Genomic DNA, 20,015 nt, shown 5'->3' with positions numbered 1-20,015 from the left:
GTTACGGACGTGCGAGATTCTCAGACGACCGCGTCGTACGCCTCGCCCATTATCTCGATGGCCTCGCGGAGCGACTCGGTGTCGGTCGCGTACGACAGGCGGGCGTAGCCGTGGCCGTGCTCGCCGAACGCCTCGCCGGGGACGATAATCACGCCGCGGTCGATGCACTCGTCGACGAAGCCCTCGGGAACCTCGGGCATGACGTAGAACGCGCCGCCCGGCGACGGGACGGTGAGGCCGATGTCCTCCAGCCCCTCGACGACGAGGTCGCGGCGCTCGCGGAACGTCTCGGTCATCTCCTCGATTCGGTCCTGCGGGCCGCTGAGCGCGGCTTCGGCCGCAAACTGCGCCGGCGCGGAGGCGCACGCCTGCACGTACTGGTGGACGCGGAGCATGCGCTCGACCCGGCGGGGAGAGCCGTACACCCAACCCAGCCGCCAGCCGGTCATCGAAAAGAGCTTCGAGGCCGAGTTGACAACGACGACGTTGTCGGTCTCGGCGAACTCGATGGGCGAGCGGTGTTCGCCCTCGAAGACGGTGTACTCGTACACCTCGTCGGAGATGCAGAGCACGTCGTGCTCGTCGGCGATGCGGGCGAACTCGGCGATGTCGTCGGGCGGCGACACCGCGCCCGTCGGGTTGCCGGGGCTGTTGACGACGAACGCCGCGGTGTCGTCGGTGATGGCCTCTTCGACCGCCTCGGGGTCGAGCGTCAGGTCGTCGCGGAGGGGGACCGGCACCGGTTCGCCGCCGGCGAGTTTGGTGAGCGCGTCGTAGGAGACGAAGCCCGGGTCGGGGATGATGACCTCGTCGCCTTCGTTCACGTGCGCCTCGATGGCGATGTGGAGCGCCTCGCTTCCACCGGCCGTGGCGATGACGTCGCCGGGGTCGAGGTCGACGCCCTGGTCGCGGCGGTGCTTCTCGGCGATAGCCTCGCGCAGGCTCGGGAGTCCCTTGTTCCCCGTGTAGCCGTCCGCCTCGCCGGCCTCGATGGCCTCGACGGCCGCCCGTCGCGCGTGGTCCGGGGCCGGGAAGTCTGGTTGGCCCAGCCCGAGGTTGATAGCGTCTTCGCCAGCCGCCTCGAACACCTTGCGAATGCCGCTGATGGAGATTCGCTCCACTCGGTCGGAGAAGTGCGTCATATCCTATCCCGCGTCGCGGTTCGGGATAGTTCTTCCCACGCACGGTCGCGGTCGACCCGTCGGCCCCGTGACGTGACCGACGGACAGTAACGGATTTTACTGCCGCTATCTTGGAGGAGGCAATTCAGGAGGACAGACTGTTTCAACCCCGGATACGGTCGTGAACCGGATTTCCATCGGTTCTCGCGCGTCATCTACCGCGTCTATCGTTACCGCGTACGCGCCCGGAATAAGGCGCTGATTCGTAACGATGGCAATGACAGAGGCACCACGCTCGACTTCACTCAGCCGTAGACGATTCCTGCAGGGCTCCGGCCTCGCCGCGACCGCCGGCCTCGCGGGCTGTCTCGGCGGGTCCGGCGGGAGCGGGCTGAACGAACTCAACGTCGCCTACATGCCCATCTACCCGGACATGCAGTACTTCGTGATGGAAGAAGAGGGGCTGTTCGACCAGCTTTCGGTCCCGGTGGCTGGCAAGAAATTCTCCGACGGCCCGAGCATCGTGCAGGCGTCGGCGACGGGCGACTTCGACGTGATGATGTTCGGTATCGTCCCGGCGATGATTGTCATGGACAAGGGCATCCCCGCGAAGATCACCGCGGCGAACATCAAGAACGCGATGCAGATTCTCGCCACCGACGACTTCGCCGCCCTCTGGGAGGAACACGGCAAGGACGCCTTCGCCGAGTTCGAAGCCCGAGAGGGCCGGAAGTTCACCTTCGGCACCTTTCCGCCGGGGTCGGTTCCGGACATCCTGCTCCGCTACTGGATTCAGAACACGCTCGGGCTCGACCCCGAGGAGGACGTGAACATCAAGGGCCTCGGCGGCGCGGCCGCGGTCCAGCAGGCGCTCCTCTCGAACAACATCGACGGCACGAGCATCATGGAGCCCGTGCCGACGGTCATCGAGGCCAACGACGCGCCGTTCCAGCCCATCGCGTGGGCGGGCGACTTCATGCCCGGCCAGCCCGCGGCGGTCACGCTCATGCACGACCGCCTCCGGCAGGACAACCGCGACCTCGCCACGGAGTTCGTCGAACTCCACCAGCAGGCGACGAACTTCGTCGCCGACAACCCCGACACGGCCGCCCAGCACGCGAGTTCGGTCATCGGAGAGAGCGCGCTCCCGGTCGAGACCGCTCGCGCGGCGCTCGACTCCCCCGCGTCGGACTTCATCACCGACCCCCACGATATCGAAGGCGGCGCTGAAATCTTCGCGGACTACGCCCAGACGCTCGGGAAGACGGAAGCCCAGTTGACCGTCGACGAGATGTTCGACTACGGCATCTACGACTCGCTATGAGCAACGACGAAGTCGGCAGCGGCGTCGCCCTCTCGGAGACCGACGCGGACGAGCGACTGCTCGACCGGCTCGCGGGGTTCTCCTCGGAACAGACGGGGCTCGCGGTCGCCGGCTTCGCGGGCTTTCTCGCCGTCTGGTACGTCGCCGCGCTGTTCCAGCCCACGTATCTCCTCCCCTCGCCCGTCGAGGTGCTAGCGGCGTTCGTCGTCGAACTCACCGCGCCGGCGTCGCTGTCGATTCCCTTTACGGGCGCGGAACTCCCGGCGACTCGACTGGTGGTCAAACTGATTCAGAGCCTCTACCACTACGTGCCGGGCCTGCTCATCGGGACTTCGCTCGGCGTCTTCGCGGGCGTCGCCATGGGTTGGAACACTCGCGTCGACAGCGTCTTCACGCCCGTCACGCGTCTCCTCCGGCCGATTCCGCCCCTGGCGTGGATCGGCTTCGCCGTCATCTGGCTCGGCGTCAACCACCAGGGCGCGACGTTCATCGTCGCCATCGGCTCCTTCTGGATTAACTTCTACAGCGCCTACGGCGGCGTCGAGGGGGTCTCGGAGGACCTCAAGGAGGTCGCCGCGACCCTCGGCGTCGACGACGACTGGACGATGATTCGGAAGGTCGTCCTCCCGGCGGCCAGCCCCTCCATCATGACCGGTATCCGGACGAGCATCGGCCAGTGTTGGATGATCGTCGTCGCGGCCGAACTCATCGTCGGCGTCGGCGTCGGCTACGAGATTCTCAACACGGCGCAGAACCTCGCCATGGACGTGTCGGTCGCCTACATGCTCGTCATCAGTATCGTCTTCCTCGTGAGCGACGGCCTGTTCCGCCGGGTCGAACGGCGGGCGCTGGAGTGGAGAGCATGAGCGGAGACGCGAACGCGGGAGCCGACACGACCGCGACCGGCCCCGACGAGACCGCGACGGTCCGGGTCGACTCGCTCGGCAAGACCTACGCCTCCGACCGCCGGACGGTCGAGGCGCTGTCGGACGTTGAGTTCGCGGTCGAGGACGGCGAGTTCGTCTGTATCGTCGGTCCCTCGGGATGCGGCAAGACGACGCTGTTCCGCATCATCGCCGGCCTCGAAGACGCCACGTCGGGCGCGGTCACCCTCGACGGCTCGCCCGTCACCGGCCCCGGCACCGACCGCGGCATGGTGTTTCAGGAGTACGGGCTGTTTCCGTGGCGGACCGTCGCCGAGAACGTCGCCTTCGGGCTCGAGGAACAGGGCGTCGAGGAGCCGGCGCGCTCGGAACGCGTGACGGAGATGCTCGAACTCGTCGGACTCGACGGCTTCGCCGACGCCTATCCCAAAGAGCTGTCCGGCGGGATGAAACAGCGCGTGGGCATCGCCCGCGCGCTCGCGGTCGACCCCGAACTGCTCCTCATGGACGAGCCGTTCGGCGCGGTCGACGCCCAGACCCGCGACATGCTCCACGGCGAACTGCTCGACATCTGGGCGGAGACGGACAAGACGGTGCTGTTCGTCACCCACGACGTAGAGGAGGCCGTCACGCTCGCCGACCGCGTGGTCGTCATGGCCGCCAACCCGGGTCGCGTCCGCGAAATCGTCTCGGTCGATATCGACCGCCCGCGCGAGCGGACCGAAAGCGAGTTCGCGGAATACGTCGAGCGGATTCGCGGACTCATCGGGGAGTAATCCGGGCCTCTACGTCCCGGTTCTCGCGTCTCTACTTCCGCGCCTCGCGCAACTCGTCGATGTGCGCGTCGATGACCGACAGCGTCGCGTCGGCGTCGACGTAGCCCTTCTCGTACTCCTTCATCGCGCTGTTGTAGTCGCTGAGGAACTGTGCGACCGCGTCGTCGAGGTCGTCGCTCATACACGTCCGTAGCCCCGCCATCGGATTTGAACCTTCGGCCCGCGGACGGCGGGACCGGAAGCGCACGGGACTCCGGTCCGACGGCCGCACCGCGGGACCGTCGGTTTATCACCGCGCCCCGCCAACGCGCCGGTAGTGACGACCCTCCGCTTCGAGGACGGAACCGTTCACGTCGGCACCGACCTCGATATCTCAATTCCCGGCGTCGAGTCCGACCCCCGAAGCGGCGGCTATCGTGCCCCAGCGATGCGGTACGCCGCGATTCGGGATGCGCTCGACGCGGCCGGCGTCGACTACGACGACCGGGTCACGGCCGCTCTCGACGCCCCCCTCTCGCTTTCGACGACCTACGACCTCCGCGACTACCAGCGGGCCGCTCTCGACGCGTGGCTCGACGCGGGCGGTCGCGGCGTCGTGGAACTGCCGACCGGCGCGGGTAAGACGGTGCTCGCGGTCGCCGCGATGGTCGCCCGCTCGGTACCGACGCTCGTCGTCGTTCCGACCATCGATTTACAGGACCAGTGGATACGAGAACTCGAAACCGAATTCGACGTGCCAGTCGGTCGGTTCGGCGGCGGCGAGCAGACCCAAGAGGCCATCACGGTCTCGACGTACGACTCGGCGTACCTCCGCGCCGACGACGTGGGCGGCGACTTCGGCCTCGTCGTCTTCGACGAGGTCCACCACCTCGGGGGCGAGGGCTATCAGGACATTCCGCGCTTTCTCGCCGCACCTTCCCGCCTCGGCCTGACGGCGACGTTCGAGCGCCCCGACGGCGCACACGAGCGCGTGGAGGAACTCGTCGGCCCGCGGGTGTACCGCCTCGACGTGGACGACTTGGCGGGCGACCACCTCGCCGACTACGAGGTCCGCCGAATCGAGGTGGAACTCACCGCCGACGAGCGCGAGACGTACGACGAGGCACAGGAGACGTTCGTGAACTACCTGCGCACCTCGGGGCTGTCGATGCAGTCGGGCAGCGACTACCAGAAACTCGTGATGCGCTCCGGGAACGACCCGAGAGCGCGGGAGGCGCTCCTCGCCAAGCAGCACGCCCGCGACGTGATGATGAACTCCGAGGCGAAGGTGGACAAACTGGCCCGGTTGCTCGCGCGACACCGCGAGGACCGCGTCATCGTCTTCACCGCCTCGACCGACCTCGTCTACCGCATCTCGCGGCGCTTTCTCGTCCCGCCGATAACCAACGAGACCGGCACGAAAGAGCGCCGCGAAATCCTCGCCCGCTTCCGCGACGGCACCTACGACACCGTCGTCGCGGCCAACGTGCTCGACGAGGGCGTGGACGTGCCCGACGCGAACGTCGGCATCCTCCTCTCGGGGTCGGGGTCGGAACGCGAGTTCACCCAGCGCCTCGGTCGCATCCTCCGACCGAAGGCCGACGGTTCGACCGCGACGCTCTACGAACTCGTGAGCGTCGAGACGGCGGAAGAACGGGTCGCGGCCCGGCGTCGGTGACGCGGACGCGGGTCGGCGCGGGTCGGCACCGGCGGGAAAGCGGTCGCCTTCGGAGTCAGGCCAGCGAGACGTTCAAATCGCCGTTGTTGCGGAAGACGTCGAACTCGAACTCGAACTCGATTGCGAAGTCGGCGCTCCCGGCGGCCGGGACGGCGAGCTCCTGCGACCGAGTCGACTCCTCGTCGCGGACGCTGACACGGGCTTCGACCGTGGCGATTCGCTCCGCTCCGCTGTCGTTGACGACCGTCCCGAAGACGCGGAGGCGGCCGTCGTCGGTCGCCTCGAAGTCGACCTCGGAGATGCGAACCGGCGGTACCTCCGGGGTGTCTCGGGGCTCCCCTGCCGGTGCATCGGGCGGGTTTCGCGGGCCCGTCGCGCCCGGAAGCGACCCGAGACAGCCGGACGACAGGCCGACCGCGACCAGTCCGAGGAGGCGTCGTCGCTCCATACGATGGCGTCCGCCGCGGGCGCAATGAACCTTGTCGTCCGCGTTGTCGTCGTCCGCATCGTCGCTCACTTCTCGCCCCGCCGCCCGAGTCGTTTTTGTCCCGCGGTCCCGTCGTGGCGAGCGTGCTGACGAAGGACCTGCTTCGCGTGTCGCGGGCGGGCGGCGGCTACCACCCGCAGTTCGCTGACCGGGGAGACCGCCCGCTGGCTGCGAAGGCCATCGGCGTCTTCCGGCGACACGTCGGCGACGCGCGGGCCGACCTCGACGACGCCCTCGCGGATCTCGAAGCCGAGGCCGACGACTTCAAACTCGCCCGCGGCTTCGCGTCGCTGCTCGACCGCGAGGCGGTGTTCGAGACGGCGGCTCCCCTGCCTCCCGTTCGCACCCGCCGCGCCGCGTTCGAGGCCGCGATGGCGGTCGGCGGCGTGACGACGTCCGAGGAGCGAGCCGCGGCGCTCGACCGCGCGGCGTCCTCGCTCGGGTCGTCGCCCGAGGCGGTCGACGAGTCGCTCACGGCCGACCGCGAGGTCGAACAGGTGCTTTCCGAGTTCGACCCGCGGTGGACGCCCGACGAACTGCTCGCGCAGTACAACCTTTCGCTCGCCCAGACCGCCCTGTTCGACGCGACCGAGGTTCGGGTCCGAAGCTCCGACCCGAAGGCCGTCGTCTCGGCGGTCAAGCGCCTCCGTCTCATGTACGAGGTCCGGAAGACCGACGCCGGGCGCGAGGTCGTCGTCACCGGCCCCGACGCGCTCTTTCAGCGAACCAGACGCTACGGAACCGCCTTCGCTCGCCTGCTTCGGTCGGTCGCAACCGCCGGCGACTGGCGACTCGTAGCGACCATCGACGACCGCGGGACGGAACGCGAACTGACGCTCACGAGCGACGACGTGTCGGTCCCCGGCGTCGAGCCGATGGCCGAACCCGGCTTCGACAGCGGCGTGGAGGCCGACTTCGCCGCCCGCTTCCGCGGCCTCGACTTCGACTGGTCGCTCGTCCGGGAGCCGGAACCCCTCGACACAGGGACGAGCGTGATGATTCCGGACTTCGCGTTCGACTACGCGCACGCCGACTTCCGCGTCTTCTTCGAGATTATGGGCTTTTGGACGCCCGAGTACGTCGAAAAGAAGCTGGGCCAACTCGCCGACGTGGAGGACGTGGAACTCGTCGTCGCCGTGGACGAGTCGCTCGGCGTCGGCGAGGACATCGCCGCCCGCGACCACCGTGCCGTCCCCTACTCCGGCTCCGTGCGCGTGAAGGACGTGGTGGACGTGCTGCGCGACTACGAGTCCGACCTCGTCGCCGACGCGGCCTCGTCGCTCCCCGCCGAACTCGCGCCGGACGACGACGTGGTCACCCTGTCCGACCTCGCGGCCGCCTGCGGCGTCTCCGTTGACGCGCTCGACGACGTGGCCTTCCCGGAACACGAACTCGTCGGGCGGACCCTAGTCCGGCCCGCCGTCCTCGACGCGCTCGCCGGGGAAGTCGAGGCGGGGATGTCGCTGTCGACGGTCGAGTCCGTCCTCGACGACCGCGGCCTCGACGACGCGAGCGCGGTCCTCTCGCGACTCGGCTACCGGGTCGAGTGGGCGGGGCTGACCGGCGGGACAGTCAAAGAGAAGTAGCGGTGCGCCGCACCGCGCCCCGGTCGCTGCTGGCTATTTCGGTTTGACGAGCTCTTCTTGCCGACCCTTCGGGACCGTCGAGCGGAGTTCCCCGTGGAGGTAGAGCCCGACGCCGAGGGGTTCGAGCTCGCCGGCGATTTCGTGGGCGGCGGTGAGGTAGCCCCAGTCGCCCTCCCACCGGTCGAGCTGTTGGTCGTGGCCGTCGACGAACGCCTTCGCCTCGCCGGGGCTCAGTTCGATGACGTTCTTCGTCGCGTCGCCGCAGAACCGCTGGACCGCGTTGGTCGAGGGCTTCCAGTGGCGCTGACGGGTCCGCAGGATGCGCATTCCGAGCCCTTCGACTTTGATGGGGTCGACGACCTCTCCGTGGAACGCCCAAATCTTGCCCGCGCCCTTCTCCCAGAACGTGTAGCCGTCGAAGACTGCCGGGGCGACGCCGAACCGCTCTTCCCACCAGTCGACGACCTCCTCGCGGGAGGGCCGCCCCTCGACGACGCGGTCGTCGGCCGTCGGCGGCAGGCGGTCGAACTGCTGGCCCCAGTTCTCGTCGGGGGCGGTGTCGTCGCTCATGCGTTCACCTCCAGTTTGGCAGTGAAGAAGCCGCCCGTGTCGTTGTGGTGCGGGTAGACGCGGCGGGCCTTGGTCACCGACGGGTCGTACTCGTCGCCCTCCCACTCGGTGATGCCGGGCGCGGTCTCGAAGCCGTCGGGGACGTCCCACTCGACGACCTCGCAGTCCTCCCGTTCGAGGACGAAGTCGAGGATGGCCTCGTTCTCCTCGGGCGCGAAGGTACACGTGGAGTAGACGACGGTGCCGCCGGCTTTCGTCACCTGCACGGCGCGCCGGAGAATGCCCTTCTGGATGCCGGCGACGCTTTTGACGTGGTTCATCGTCCACTCGTCGAGCACGTCGGGGTTCTTCCGGCAGGTGCCCTCGCAGGAACACGGGGCGTCGACGAGGACGCGGTCGAACTGCTCGAACGACCCGGACTTCTCCGGGGTCCGCTCGCCGAAGGGCTTCATCGAGAAGTTGCGGGCGTCCTGATTCGACACGACGAGGTTGGTCACGCCGAGGCGTTCGGCGTTGTGGCGGAGCGCCGACAGCCGCCCGAGGTTGTTGTCGTTGCCGACGAGGACGCCCTCGTCGTCCATCATGGCGGCAATCTGGGTCGTCTTCGACCCCGGTGCGGCGCAGGTGTCCCAGACGCGCTCGCCCGGTTGCGGGTCGAGGGCGATAGCCGGGAGCGCCGACACCTCCTCTTGGCCGTGGAGCCAGCCGTGGAAGTACGGCCAGTTCGTCCCCGGGCTGCTGTCTTCGAGCTTCAGGATGCCGGGGTGCCAGTCGGTCGGTTCGTAGGCGACGCCCTCGTCGTCGAGCGCCTCGCGGGCGCGCGTCACCGTCGTCTTGATGGTGTTGACGCGGACGACGGAGGGAAGCGGCCGCTCGCAGGCCGCGAAAAAGGCCTCCTCGTCGTCCACGAGCGGCGCGTACCGCTGGAGCGGGTTCATGACACTCGATTCCGCGGGGGCGCGCTTGTCGGTTTCGGAGTCGTCGGGTGACGGGTCCGGGGCCGACGGGAGGCGACGCCGGACGGTTCACGGACGCGGGCCAGTCGGCCGATGACGACGCAGTCACCCGTCGGATTTACCTCGCCCCGGCGACCATGTTCACGTATGGCACGCATTCGCGTCCTCGCGGAGGAACTCACCGACGAACTGGAGTCGCCGACGCTGGTCGAAGGACTGCCGGGCGTCGGGTTGGTCGGCAAAATTGCGGCCGACCACTTGGTGGAGGCGTTCGACATGACCCACTACGCGGACGTGTTCTGCGAGGGCGTCCCGAAGGTTGCGGTCTACATGAAGGACGACCCGACACTCCACCCGCCGGTCAGGCTCTACGCCGACGCGGAGCGGAACCTGCTCGTCCTCCAGAGCGACATCCCCATCCGACCCGACGCGGCGACCGGACTCGCCAGCTGTCTCGGCCCGTGGTTCGAAGAACTCGGCGTGCTCCCCGTGTTCCTCTCGGGCATCGCCCACGAGAAGTCCGAGGACGTGCCCGCGCTCTACGGCGTCGGCACCGACGGCGCGACGTCGCGGCTCGAAGACGCCGGCATCGACCGTCCGACGGAGACCGGCCTCGTCTCGGGACCGACGGGCGCGCTCCTGAGCAACGCCGTCTCGGTCGGCCGCCCGGCGCTCGCGTTGGTCGTCGAGTCGGACCCGCAGTTCCCTGACCCCGAGGCGGCCCGGGTCATCATCAAACAGGGCATCGAACCGCTCGTCGGCGTCGAGGTCCCCGTGGACGACCTCGTGGACAGCGCCACCGAGATACGGCAGGCGAAAGAGCAGTTGGCCCGTCGGATGCAGCAGTCCGACGAAGAGAGCACGCAGGCCCGGCCGCTCGGGATGTACCAGTAAGTCGCTGTCGGTCGATGACGGCGGGTATCGACCCGCGCAGCCGCCCCACGGTGAGAAACGTTTCGGCCGGCCCGCAGTCTACACGTTTAAGCCGCGCCGGCCACTTCTCCCGCCCATGAGCGACGACCCTGCCGAGTCGGCCACGGACGCGAACGCAGAATCCGAGCCCGACGCGGCACCCGACGCAGCGGCGCAGGCGGCCGAAGACGCGGCGACGGACGCCGAGGGCGAGGCGTCGAGCGGCGAGTCGGCGGCCGCGGACCCCGACGCGACGGGTGACGGGCCGGCCGTCTCCGACCGCGTCGCCGAGTACGACGACGACCTCGCGGCCGAGGTCGCGACGCTCGAAGCCCGCGTCGCCGACCTCGAAGCCGAGCGCGACGAGGCCGAAGCGACGGCCGAGGAACTCCAGTCTCGCCTCAAGCGCACGCAGGCGGACTTCCAGAACTACAAGAAGCGCGCGAAGAAGCGACAGGACCAGATAAAAGAGCGCGCCACCGAGGACTTCGTCGAGCGCGTCGTCACCGTCCGCGACAACCTCGTCCGCGCGCTCGACCAGGACGAGGACGCCGACATCCGCGGCGGCCTCGAATCGACGCTCAAGGAGTTCGACCGCATCCTCGAAGACGAGAACGTCGAAATCATCGACCCCGAACCGGGGACGGACGTGGACCCCAACCGCCACGAGGTGATGATGCGCGTCGACAGCAACGAGCCGGCGGACACCGTCGCCGACGTGTTCCAGCCCGGTTACGAGATGGCCGACAAGGTCATCCGCGCCGCGCAGATCACGGTCAGTAAGGGCGAGTAGTCGCGAGCGACACAGCTGTCTCCCCGCGACCGGCCACGGTGACCTGACGCGCCGCCGACCCGGGGAGGACTTTTGTTCTCACCTCGCAATCACTACGGCATGCGACTTCGTTCCCGTCGGCGGCGGCCGACCGTGCGCGTCACCCAACACGGTGACCCCGGCGACGACGACCTGCTTTTCGTCCTCGGATGGGGCAACAAGCCGGGTCACCGGAGCGTCGAGTGGCTCCTCGACCGCCTCACTTACGAGGGCTACCACGTCCACGCCGTCGAACTCCCGACGAACAGCTGGGAGTTCGAGGGCCAGTACGTGAGCCCGGTGCGGGCGTACGCGGTCGACCGCGACATCGACCTCGTCCTCAGCCACAGCACCGGCGGCCTCGTCGCCGCCCACCTCGACCTCGCGGTCCGGAACGTCTTTTTGAGCCCGTGGTGGGGGACCGCGACAGCCGGCCTCGATGGCCTGCTGCTCCCCGTCGTCAGGCGGTTGCCGACGACGCGCCCGCTCGTCCCCGCGGGCATCTCTCGTACGGACCTCGGCGAACTGAAACTCGCCGCCGAACTGGCCGACGGCCCGGACAACGCCTCGCCCGCCTTCCTCCGCATGATTCACGGCGCGCAGGAGTCGCTGCCGCCGTTCCGTCCCGACGACGTGGTCTTCGTCTCGCTGTCGGACCGGGTCGTCGACGTCCGCGCAATCGGTGACCGGACCCCCGCGTCGAACCTCGTCCCGTACGACGGCGGCCACGAGTTCTTCGCCAGTGAGGGCAGGGAGCGGACGCTCTCGGTGGTGCTCGACGCCCTCGACGGGGTGGACCCGTCGTCGCTCCGACTCGGCGGTGCGGGCGCGCCCGGCTCCGACGACTCGACCGACGGGACGGAGCGACCGCAGTCGATGGACTGAGACGCCGCCGCCCCCGACGGCGACTCTGCCGGACGCGACGCTGGCGACGCGGTCGGCGGTTCTACATAAATCGACCGACCTGTTTCGACGCGAGAACGCAAAATCGCAAGACAGCGTCGGCCTCGGTGCGCGCCGTGTGTCGCAGTATCTAGTAACCTTTAACCGGCAAAAGACGGTATTTGCGGGCAAGATGGCGAGCAACAAGATTCTGGGTATCGACCTCGGCACCACGAACAGCGCGTTCGCGGTGATGGAGGGCGGCGACCCGGAGATTATCGTGAACGCAGAAGGCGACCGAACTACCCCCTCCGTCGTCGCGTTCACCGACGACGGTGAGCGGTTGGTCGGCAAGCCGGCGAAGAACCAGGCCATCCAGAACCCCGAGCGCACGATTCGGTCCATCAAGCGCCACATGGGCGAGGACGGCTACACCGTCGACATCGAGGGCGAGGAGTACACGCCGGAGCAGATTTCGGCGATGATTCTCCAGAAAATCAAGCGCGACGCCGAGGACTACCTCGGCGACGAACTGAAGAAGGCCGTCATCACCGTCCCCGCGTACTTCAACGACAAGCAGCGTCAGGCGACGAAGGACGCCGGCGAAATCGCGGGTCTCGAGGTCGAGCGCATCGTCAACGAGCCGACCGCGGCTTCCATGGCCTACGGCCTCGACGACGAGTCGAACCAGACCGTGCTCGTCTACGACCTCGGGGGCGGCACCTTCGACGTGTCCGTCCTCGACCTCGGCGGCGGCGTCTACGAAGTGGTCGCCACGAACGGGGACAACGACCTCGGCGGCGACGACTGGGACGAGGCCATCATCGACTGGCTCGCCACCGAGTTCAAGAACGACCACGGTATCGACCTGCGCGAGGACCGACAGGCCCTCCAGCGCCTCAAGGACGCGGCCGAGGAAGCCAAAATCGAGCTCTCCTCGCGCAAGGAGACGACCATCAACCTCCCGTTCATCACGGCGACCGACTCCGGGCCGGTCCACCTCGAATACGACCTGACCCGCGCGAAGTTCGAGTCGCTCACGTCGGACCTCATCGACCGGACGGTCGAGCCGACCGAGCAGGCGCTCGAAGACGCCGGCTACGACAAGGGAGACATCGACGACGTCATCCTCGTCGGCGGCTCCACCCGGATGCCGCAGGTCCTCGCCAAGGTCGAAGAACTGCTCGGCTCCGAGCCGAAGAAGTCCGTCAACCCCGACGAGGCCGTCGCGCTCGGCGCGGCTATTCAGGGCGGCGTCCTCGGCGGCGAGGTCGACGACATCGTCCTCCTCGACGTGACGCCGCTGTCGCTCGGTATCGAGGTCAAAGGCGGCCTCTTCGAGCGCCTCATCGAGAAGAACACGACGATTCCGACCGAGGAGTCGAAGATATTCACCACCGCGGCCGACAACCAGACGACGGTGCAGGTCCGCGTCTTCCAGGGCGAACGCGAGATGGCCGAGGACAACGAACTCCTCGGGGAGTTCACGCTCTCCGGCATCCCGCCGGCCCCCGCGGGCACCCCGCAGATCGAAGTCGGCTTCAACATCGACGAGAACGGCATCGTCAACGTCTCCGCCGAGGACAAGGGCTCCGGCAACGCCGAGTCCATCACCATCGAGGGCGGTGCGGGCCTCTCCGACGACGAGATCGACCGCATGCAGCAGGAGGCCGAACAGCACGCCGAAGAGGACAAAGAGCGTCGCCGCGCCGTCGAGGCCCGCAACGAGGCCGAGGGCGCGGTCCAGCGCGCCGAGACCCTCCTCGAAGAGAACGAAGAGAACGTCGACGACGAGCTCCGCGCCGACATCGAGGCGGCCATCGAGGACGTCGAAGCGGTCCTCGAAGACGACGACGCCTCCACGGACGAACTCGAAGACGTGACCGAGGACCTCTCGAAGGAACTGCAGGAAATCGGCAAGCGCATGTACCAACAGCAGGCGCAGGCCGGCGGTGCCGGCGGCGCTGGCGCTGGTGCGGGCGCGGCCGGCGGTCCCGGCGGTGCGGACCCCGAGGACTTCGTCGACGCCGACGCGGACTTCGACGAGGAAGACGAGGACAAGTAATCGACTGACCGACTCTCGGGTCGCCGAGAGACCCGATGCCGGCGGTCGAATCCGGTCGAAACCCCGGGTTTGACGGCGCTCGCACTCGCCGCGATACGAGAGACGGACTTTTCAAATACCTTCACCGGCTACAAGAGAGCAACTGATGAGCGAGGACTTCTACGACGTACTCGGGGTCTCGCGGGACGCCTCGAAAGACGAGATCAAGAACGCGTACCGCAAGAAGGCCGCGAAGTACCACCCCGACGTTTCCGACGAGGACGACGCCGAGGAGAAGTTCAAGAAGGTCCAGAAGGCAAAGGAGGTGCTCACGGACGACGAGAAGCGGCAGATGTACGACCAAGTCGGCCACGAGCGCTTCCAGCAGTCCCAGAAACGCGGCGGCGGTGGCGGCGGCCGCGGGGGAGGCAATCCCTTCGGCGGCGGCGGCAACCCGTTCGGCGGGATGGGCGGCGGCGGTGGCGGCTTCGAGGACATCTTCAACAACCTCTTCAACGGCGGCGCGGGCGGCCAACAGCGAAACCGGCCCCAGCAAGGCCGCGACGTGGCCCAGCGCATCTCCATCGACCTCGAAGACGCCTACCACGGCGTCGAGCGCGACGTGACGATTCGCCGCCGCGAGGTCTGTCCCGAGTGCGACGGCGAGGGCCACCCCGAGGACGCCGACGTGAACACGTGTTCGGAGTGTAACGGCTCGGGCCAGCAGACGACGGTCCAGCAGACGCCCTTCGGCCGCGTCCAGCAGACGACGACCTGCCGCGCCTGCGGCGGCGAGGGCGAGACCTACAGCGAGGACTGCTCGGAGTGTCGCGGCAGCGGGCGCGTCCGCCGCACTCGCGACGTGACCATCACCATCCCCGCCGGCTTCCGCGACGGCCAGCGCCTCCGCTACCGCGGCGAGGGCGAACCCGGCGAGAACGGCGGCCCCAACGGCGACCTGTTCGTCGAGGTCAACGTCCGCGACCACGAGGAGTTCGAGCGCGACGGCGACGACCTCCGCTACACCCACCCCATCTCCTTCCCGCAGGCCGTCTTCGGCGCGACCGTCGAGGTGCCGACGCTCGACGGCGAGGAGGAACTGAAAGTGCCCGCGGGCACCCAAAGCGGGTCGACGTTCACCGTCTCCGGCGCGGGGATGCCGCACCTCGACCGCCGGGGTAACGGCGACCTGCACGTCGAGGTCCACGTCGTCACGCCCGAGGACCTCAACAAGGAACAGCGCGAGGCGCTCAAAGAGTTCGCCGAGGCCGGCGGCGAGGAGGTCAAAGAGGGCCTCTTCCAGAAGCTGAAGAACTCGCTGTAACGGATTTCCGGCACCACCACGCTCTCTTGTCCGGCGGCCGTCAGTTCAGGCGATGTCATACACGAAAGCGAACTACGAGGACGTAGACGCGGTCGGCGGCGGCCTCCATTTCTTGCGAGACGAACTCGACTGCGTCGAACTCGGCTTCAGCGTGTTAGAGACCGACCCCGACTGGTCCGGCAAGCCGCACGACCACGCCGAACAGGGCCACGAGGAAGTGTACTACCTCGTCTCCGGCGAGGCGACGCTCGTCGTCGAAGACAAGAAAGTCGACCTCGAACCCGGTGATGCCGTGCGCGTCTCGCCCGAGGACACCCGCGAACTCCGAAACGGTCCCGAAGAGAGCACGTTCGTCATCGCGGGCGCGCCCTGACCCGTCGCGCTGGCGTCGTCTCGGCGTCGCTCGCCCAGACACCCGCCGCGTTCTCGGACCGCGAGAGCGCCTCGGGGCCTTTTTTCGCGCCGACTCCCTACGACCGGTCATGGACGTTATCGGCGACCTCATGGCCCGCGACCGGCGGAGCGACCGACTCGCCCTCCGGGTCGACGGCCCCGGCCGGACCTACACGTACCACGACCTCATCACGACCTCGTACAAGGCCGGGAACGTCCTCCGCTACCTCGGCGTCCGCAAGGGCGCTCGCGTCGCGGTCGACCCGGTCTCGCTCCCCGAACCGCTGTTGACGTTCCTCGGGGCGGCCCAACTCGGCGCGGTGACCGCGTTCGACCCGGCGGTCGAGGCGCGAGCGACCGTCGTCGCCGTCGACCGCGAGACGGAGTTCGCCGACCTGCCGCCGGGACAGAAACTCGCCGTGTTCGGTGGTCCGCCGAGTTCGCCCGCGACGACGCACTGGGAACAGGAGGTCTGGAGCGAGAACCCGGCAGTTCACCCGGAAGTCGTCGCGCCCGACGACCCGGCGCTCGTCGCCGACGACCGCGAGTTCACACACGGCGACCTGCTCGACGCGGCCCGCGAGGTCGTCGCCGACTTCGACCTCGGCGTGGACGACACGGTCGCGGTCCGGTCGTCACTCAGCCACCCGGGAACCGTCGTCGCCGGCGTGCTCGCCCCGCTTCTCGCCGGTGGGACGATTCGAATCCCCGCGGGCGACGAGGCCGTCGAAGCCGCGCTCGCAGTCGGCGACGGGGTTCCCGAGTCGGTCGCGCTCGCCCCCGACGACGCGTGCTGACGACGGCGTCTGGGATGGAAAGTACTCATCGAATACTCCAACTATTGTCTCATATTTGAGCTTGAATTCTCCCTCAGTGTTATATTCAGAATTCTCACCGCTATATTTATATTCTGGCTGTATAGTTAGTGCAAACACGTTACATGTCACAGTCTGGCATCGTGTCACTCTGGAACCGGTATCGTTCGGTTGGCATCGTCTACCGAATCGGGGTCGCGTTCGTCCTCGGGTCGCTCGTCGGCCTCGTCGTCGGCGAGCCGGCGACGGCCCTGAAACCGGTCGGCGACCTGTTCGTCCGACTGCTGAAGATGCTCATCGTCCCTATCGTGGTGTTCACGCTCCTGATGGGCGTTCGACAGCTCTCGCCGTCGTCGCTCGGTCGCGTCGGTGCGCAGGTAGTCGGGCTGTACGCGCTCACGTCCGCGTTTGCGGTCGCCATCGGACTCGGCGTGAGCAACCTTGTCTCCCCCGGCTCCCGCGGGCTCGAAGAGCTGCTCACCGGTGCTGAAGCCCAGAGTGCGGAGGCCCCGGACGCCATCGAGGTCATCCTCAACATCGTTCCGACGAACCCCGTCGGCGCGATGGCCGAGGGCAGCGTGCTCCCGACCATCTTCTTCGTCGTCGTGTTCGGTCTCGGCCTCACGCTGGCGTGGGAAGAGACGGACGACGAGGAGGTCAAACGGGGAATCGAGACGTTCTTCGACCTCGCCGACGCGGGCGCAGAAGCGATGTACAAGGTCGTCTGGGGGGCGATGGAGTTCGGCGTCCTCGGCGTCTTCGCGCTCATGGCGAACGTCTTTGGCACCGCCGGCGTCAACGCTATTCTGCCCTTCGCGCTCCTCATCGGAACGATGCTCCTCGCGGCCGTCGTCCACATCGGGGTCGTCTACCTCGGCGCGTTCGTCGTCGGGGTCGCGGGGCGGTCGCCGGTCGCGTTCCTCTCCGGTGCGCGCGACGCGATGGTGACCGCGCTGAGCATCCGGTCGTCGTCCGGAACGCTCCCGGTGACGATGTCCGACGCGGACGACAACCTCGGCATCGAAGAACGCATCTACGGCTTCACCCTCCCGCTCGGTGCGACCATCAACATGGACGGCACGGCGATGTATCAGGGCGTCGCGGCCATCTTCGCGGCGAACATCGTCGGCGTGAACCTCTCTCTGGCCGACCAGTTCGCGGTCGTCGCGGTCGCCGTGCTGGCGAGCATCGGGACCGCCGGCGTGCCCGGGTCGGGTCTCATCATGCTCACGCTCGTCTTGACCCAACTCGGCCTGCCGCTCGAAATCGTCGGTCTCGTCGCCGGCGTCGACCCTATCCTCGACCGCATCCGGACGATGGTGAACGTGACTGGCGACCTCGCGGTGACGACCGTCGTCGCCACGTGGAACGACGCGGTCGACTTCACCGCCGACGCGTGGAACGACGGCGTCGGCGCGGCGCTGTCCGACTGAACGAAGGCGAAGAAACCCGTCTCAGGACGCCTGCTCTATCTTTTCGAGCGCCTCGGGGTTCTCGATACTGCTCATGTCGCCGAGGTCCTCGCCCGCGTAAATCGAGGCGATGGCGCGGCGGATAATCTTCCCCGACTGCGTCTTCGGGAACTCGTCGACGAACAGGATTTCGCGCGGGCGGAACGGCTTGCCCAACTCGTCGCCGACGACGCCGCGAAGCGCCTCGCGGAGGTCGTCGCTCTCCTCGACGCCGTCTTCGAGGACGACGTAGGCGACGACGGCGGTCCCGGTGGTGTCGTCGGGGACGCCGACGGCGGCGGCCTGATTCACCGCGTCGTGTTCGATGAGTGCGCCTTCGACCTCGGCGGGGCCGACCTTGCGGCCGGCCACGTTGAGGGCGTCGTCGGCGCGGCCGTGGAGGAACCAGAAGCCGTCTTCGTCTTTCTGCGCCCAGTCGCCGTGGTCCCAGAGGCCGTCCCACGACGACCAGTAGGTGTCGAGGTAGCGCTCGTCGCCCTCCCAGAGGCTCTTTGTCATCGACGGGCAGGAGTCGCGGGCGACGAGGAAGCCCCGTTCGTGGGTGTCGGCGATGGACTCGCCCGAGGAATCCACGATGTCGATGTCCATCCCGAGGCCGGGGCCGCCGAGCGAGCAGGGCTTGAGCGGTTGGGTCGGCATCGGCATGAGGAAACAGCCGCAGATTTCGGTGCCGCCGGAGATGTTGATGATGGGTGCCTCGCCGCCGCCGACGCGCTCGTAGAACCACATCCACGACTCGGGGTCCCACGGCTCGCCGGTCGACCCGAGCAGGCGGAGGCTCGACAGGTCGTGTCTCTCGACCTCCTCGTCGCCGTACTTCCGCAGGGCGCGGATGGCCGTCGGCGAGATGCCGAAGGTGGTGATTCGGTGGCGCTCTATCATGTCCCAGAAGCGGTCCGGGTTCGGGTAGTCGGGCGCGCCCTCGTACATGAAGATGGTGCCGGCGAACGTGTGGTTCCCGATGAGCGTCCACGGTCCCATCATCCAGCCGATGTCGGAGACCCAGAAAAAGCGGTCTTCGGGCTTCTGGTCGAAGCCGAAGTGAATCTCCTTCGCGGTCTGCATCTGGACGCCCGCGTGGGTGTGGACGATGCCTTTCGGCTTGCCGGTCGTCCCCGAGGAGTACAGGAGCATCGACTCGGCGTCCGACGGCAGGCGCTTCGTCTCGTACTCCGGTTCGGCCTCGCCGACGGTGTCTTCCCACCACTCGTCACGGCCCTCGGTCCACGGCACGTCGTCGCTATCCCCGCTTTCGTCACCGAACCGCCGGTAGACGACGACGTTCTCGACACAGTCCGCTTCGTCCATCGCCTCGTCGGCGGTCGGCTTCAGTCGGACCTCCGAGCCGCGACGGTAGAAGCCGTCGGCGGTGAAAAGCACCGAGCACTCGGGGTCTTCGAGGCGGGTCGCGGTGGCGTCGACGCCGAACCCGGAGAAGATGGGGACGGCTATCGCGCCGACCTTGAAACAGCCGTAGAGGATGGAGATGACTTCGGGGACCATCGGCATGTAGAGGCCGACGGTGTCGCCGGTTTCGACGCCGTACGATTCGAGGACGTTGGCGACGCGGTTGGCCTCGCGGTAGAGGTCGTGGTAGGTCCGCTGGACGACCTCGCCGTCTTCGCCCTCCCAGATGCAGGCGACGCGGTTCCGGTTCCCGGAGTCGACCGCGGCGTGGCGGTCGAGGGTGTTGTGGGCGACGTTGATTTCGCCGCCGGGATACCAGCGGGAGAACTGCGGCCCCTCCGAGTCGTCGCGAACCGCGTCGTATGCCTCGTAGAAGTCGATGTCGAGGTAGTCGACGAGCTCGTCCCAGAACCACTCGACGCCCGAGGCACCGACGCCCGGAACCTCGGTCGTCGTCCGCTCGATGAGTTCGTCGTAGTCCTCGATGTCGTGTTCCCGCATGAATCGGGTGACGTTGGCGTCCTCGACGAACGCCGGGTCCGGTTCGTGCACCACGGTGTCGGTGTCGGGTACGTCCATGAATCGAGGTACCGC

At 67.9% G+C, this 20,015-nt stretch carries 19 protein-coding genes; 13 read left to right on the top strand and 6 right to left on the bottom strand.

Features of this window, described 5'->3' with window-relative positions; genetic code table 11:
• Positions 1 to 20 precede the first annotated feature (20 nt).
• Positions 21 to 1,142 carry a pyridoxal phosphate-dependent aminotransferase gene (locus C457_RS08095; RefSeq protein WP_008093555.1) on the bottom strand — a complete coding sequence of 374 codons (1,122 nt, stop codon included), beginning with the start codon at positions 1,140 to 1,142 and terminating at the stop codon, positions 21 to 23.
• Positions 1,143 to 1,398: 256 nt separating this feature from the next.
• On the opposite strand from C457_RS08095, the gene C457_RS08090 reads away from it, so the two are divergent.
• The 3 genes from C457_RS08090 to C457_RS08080 are packed head-to-tail and all read left to right on the top strand — an operon-like array spanning position 1,399 to position 4,105.
• Positions 1,399 to 2,445, top strand: a complete 1,047-nt coding sequence (locus tag C457_RS08090) for an ABC transporter substrate-binding protein (RefSeq protein ID WP_008093554.1) — start codon at positions 1,399 to 1,401, stop codon at positions 2,443 to 2,445.
• Positions 2,442 to 3,311, top strand: a complete 870-nt coding sequence (locus tag C457_RS08085) for an ABC transporter permease (RefSeq protein ID WP_008093552.1) — start codon at positions 2,442 to 2,444, stop codon at positions 3,309 to 3,311. Before C457_RS08090 ends, C457_RS08085 begins: the two co-directional genes overlap by 4 nt.
• A complete protein-coding gene (locus C457_RS08080; RefSeq protein WP_008093550.1) occupies positions 3,299 to 4,105 on the top strand; it encodes an ABC transporter ATP-binding protein in 807 nt (268 codons plus the stop codon). The genes C457_RS08085 and C457_RS08080 overlap by 13 nt, the downstream gene beginning before the upstream one ends.
• A 31-nt stretch (positions 4,106 to 4,136) precedes the next feature.
• On the opposite strand, the gene C457_RS20605 is transcribed toward C457_RS08080, so the two are convergent.
• Entirely contained in the window at positions 4,137 to 4,286 is a 150-nt protein-coding gene (locus C457_RS20605; RefSeq protein WP_008093548.1) for a hypothetical protein, read from the bottom strand.
• A gap of 135 nt (positions 4,287 to 4,421) precedes the next feature.
• Between C457_RS20605 and C457_RS08075 the strand changes: the two genes are divergently transcribed.
• Positions 4,422 to 5,762 carry a DEAD/DEAH box helicase family protein gene (locus C457_RS08075; RefSeq protein ID WP_008093546.1) on the top strand — a complete coding sequence of 447 codons (1,341 nt, stop codon included), beginning with the start codon at positions 4,422 to 4,424 and terminating at the stop codon, positions 5,760 to 5,762.
• Between the two features lie 55 nt (positions 5,763 to 5,817).
• On the opposite strand, the gene C457_RS08070 is transcribed toward C457_RS08075, so the two are convergent.
• Positions 5,818 to 6,210 carry a hypothetical protein gene (locus tag C457_RS08070; RefSeq protein WP_049913447.1) on the bottom strand — a complete coding sequence of 131 codons (393 nt, stop codon included), beginning with the start codon at positions 6,208 to 6,210 and terminating at the stop codon, positions 5,818 to 5,820.
• A 122-nt stretch (positions 6,211 to 6,332) separates the two neighbouring features.
• On the opposite strand from C457_RS08070, the gene C457_RS08065 reads away from it, so the two are divergent.
• Complete coding sequence (locus tag C457_RS08065) at positions 6,333 to 7,835, top strand: DUF790 family protein (protein ID WP_008093543.1); 1,503 nt, start codon at positions 6,333 to 6,335, stop codon at positions 7,833 to 7,835.
• Positions 7,836 to 7,868: 33 nt separating this feature from the next.
• Here the strand turns inward: C457_RS08065 and C457_RS08060 are convergent, their stop codons facing one another.
• Positions 7,869 to 8,405 (bottom strand): DUF7122 family protein, encoded by a 537-nt coding sequence (locus tag C457_RS08060; protein WP_008093541.1) that lies wholly within the window; start codon positions 8,403 to 8,405, stop codon positions 7,869 to 7,871.
• Positions 8,402 to 9,343 (bottom strand): RsmB/NOP family class I SAM-dependent RNA methyltransferase, encoded by a 942-nt coding sequence (locus tag C457_RS08055; protein ID WP_008093540.1) that lies wholly within the window; start codon positions 9,341 to 9,343, stop codon positions 8,402 to 8,404. The genes C457_RS08060 and C457_RS08055 overlap by 4 nt, the downstream gene beginning before the upstream one ends.
• Before the next feature lie 165 nt (positions 9,344 to 9,508).
• On the opposite strand from C457_RS08055, the gene C457_RS08050 reads away from it, so the two are divergent.
• The 8 genes from C457_RS08050 to C457_RS08015 all read left to right on the top strand — a co-directional run bounded on the left by C457_RS08050 (position 9,509) and on the right by C457_RS08015 (position 17,975).
• Positions 9,509 to 10,255: a proteasome assembly chaperone family protein gene (locus C457_RS08050; protein ID WP_008093537.1), complete on the top strand. Its 747-nt coding sequence runs from the start codon at positions 9,509 to 9,511 to the stop codon at positions 10,253 to 10,255.
• A gap of 115 nt (positions 10,256 to 10,370) precedes the next feature.
• On the top strand, positions 10,371 to 11,066 hold the full coding sequence (gene grpE / locus C457_RS08045; protein WP_008093535.1) for a nucleotide exchange factor GrpE: 696 nt from the start codon (positions 10,371 to 10,373) through the stop codon (positions 11,064 to 11,066).
• Between the two features lie 132 nt (positions 11,067 to 11,198).
• On the top strand, positions 11,199 to 11,969 hold the full coding sequence (locus tag C457_RS08040) for an alpha/beta hydrolase (RefSeq protein WP_008093533.1): 771 nt from the start codon (positions 11,199 to 11,201) through the stop codon (positions 11,967 to 11,969).
• 190 nt (positions 11,970 to 12,159) lie between these two features.
• On the top strand, positions 12,160 to 14,031 hold the full coding sequence (gene dnaK, locus C457_RS08035; RefSeq protein WP_008093531.1) for a molecular chaperone DnaK: 1,872 nt from the start codon (positions 12,160 to 12,162) through the stop codon (positions 14,029 to 14,031).
• A 145-nt stretch (positions 14,032 to 14,176) separates the two neighbouring features.
• Complete coding sequence (gene dnaJ / locus C457_RS08030; RefSeq protein WP_008093529.1) at positions 14,177 to 15,334, top strand: molecular chaperone DnaJ; 1,158 nt, start codon at positions 14,177 to 14,179, stop codon at positions 15,332 to 15,334.
• Between the two features lie 52 nt (positions 15,335 to 15,386).
• Positions 15,387 to 15,707 carry a cupin domain-containing protein gene (locus C457_RS08025; RefSeq protein ID WP_008093527.1) on the top strand — a complete coding sequence of 107 codons (321 nt, stop codon included), beginning with the start codon at positions 15,387 to 15,389 and terminating at the stop codon, positions 15,705 to 15,707.
• A gap of 109 nt (positions 15,708 to 15,816) precedes the next feature.
• Positions 15,817 to 16,524 carry an AMP-binding protein gene (locus tag C457_RS08020; protein ID WP_008093524.1) on the top strand — a complete coding sequence of 236 codons (708 nt, stop codon included), beginning with the start codon at positions 15,817 to 15,819 and terminating at the stop codon, positions 16,522 to 16,524.
• Between the two features lie 143 nt (positions 16,525 to 16,667).
• Positions 16,668 to 17,975 (top strand): dicarboxylate/amino acid:cation symporter, encoded by a 1,308-nt coding sequence (locus tag C457_RS08015; protein WP_008093522.1) that lies wholly within the window; start codon positions 16,668 to 16,670, stop codon positions 17,973 to 17,975.
• A gap of 21 nt (positions 17,976 to 17,996) precedes the next feature.
• Here the strand turns inward: C457_RS08015 and C457_RS08010 are convergent, their stop codons facing one another.
• Positions 17,997 to 20,000 (bottom strand): AMP-binding protein, encoded by a 2,004-nt coding sequence (locus tag C457_RS08010; protein ID WP_008093520.1) that lies wholly within the window; start codon positions 19,998 to 20,000, stop codon positions 17,997 to 17,999.
• Positions 20,001 to 20,015 lie beyond the last annotated feature (15 nt).

It is taken from the genome of Haloferax prahovense DSM 18310, from assembly GCF_000336815.1.
Classification (GTDB): Archaea; Halobacteriota; Halobacteria; order Halobacteriales; family Haloferacaceae; genus Haloferax; species Haloferax prahovense.
Note: the sequence above shows the minus strand (reverse complement) of the source record. Positions and strands in the feature narration are given on the sequence as shown.

What these genes read in the sequence shown, in the direction of transcription:
- C457_RS08095 (WP_008093555.1), bottom strand. Translation starts at nt 1,142, where the DNA reads ATGACGCACTTCTCCGACCGAGTGGAGCGAATCTCCATCAGCGGCATT.
- C457_RS08090 (WP_008093554.1), top strand. Translation starts at nt 1,399, where the DNA reads ATGACAGAGGCACCACGCTCGACTTCACTCAGCCGTAGACGATTCCTG.
- C457_RS08085 (WP_008093552.1), top strand. Translation starts at nt 2,442, where the DNA reads ATGAGCAACGACGAAGTCGGCAGCGGCGTCGCCCTCTCGGAGACCGAC.
- C457_RS20605 (WP_008093548.1), bottom strand. Translation starts at nt 4,286, where the DNA reads ATGAGCGACGACCTCGACGACGCGGTCGCACAGTTCCTCAGCGACTAC.
- C457_RS08070 (WP_049913447.1), bottom strand. Translation starts at nt 6,210, where the DNA reads ATGGAGCGACGACGCCTCCTCGGACTGGTCGCGGTCGGCCTGTCGTCC.
- C457_RS08060 (WP_008093541.1), bottom strand. Translation starts at nt 8,405, where the DNA reads ATGAGCGACGACACCGCCCCCGACGAGAACTGGGGCCAGCAGTTCGAC.
- C457_RS08055 (WP_008093540.1), bottom strand. Translation starts at nt 9,343, where the DNA reads ATGAACCCGCTCCAGCGGTACGCGCCGCTCGTGGACGACGAGGAGGCC.
- C457_RS08050 (WP_008093537.1), top strand. Translation starts at nt 9,509, where the DNA reads ATGGCACGCATTCGCGTCCTCGCGGAGGAACTCACCGACGAACTGGAG.
- grpE (WP_008093535.1), top strand. Translation starts at nt 10,371, where the DNA reads ATGAGCGACGACCCTGCCGAGTCGGCCACGGACGCGAACGCAGAATCC.
- dnaK (WP_008093531.1), top strand. Translation starts at nt 12,160, where the DNA reads ATGGCGAGCAACAAGATTCTGGGTATCGACCTCGGCACCACGAACAGC.
- dnaJ (WP_008093529.1), top strand. Translation starts at nt 14,177, where the DNA reads ATGAGCGAGGACTTCTACGACGTACTCGGGGTCTCGCGGGACGCCTCG.
- C457_RS08025 (WP_008093527.1), top strand. Translation starts at nt 15,387, where the DNA reads ATGTCATACACGAAAGCGAACTACGAGGACGTAGACGCGGTCGGCGGC.
- C457_RS08020 (WP_008093524.1), top strand. Translation starts at nt 15,817, where the DNA reads ATGGACGTTATCGGCGACCTCATGGCCCGCGACCGGCGGAGCGACCGA.
- C457_RS08015 (WP_008093522.1), top strand. Translation starts at nt 16,668, where the DNA reads ATGTCACAGTCTGGCATCGTGTCACTCTGGAACCGGTATCGTTCGGTT.
- C457_RS08010 (WP_008093520.1), bottom strand. Translation starts at nt 20,000, where the DNA reads ATGGACGTACCCGACACCGACACCGTGGTGCACGAACCGGACCCGGCG.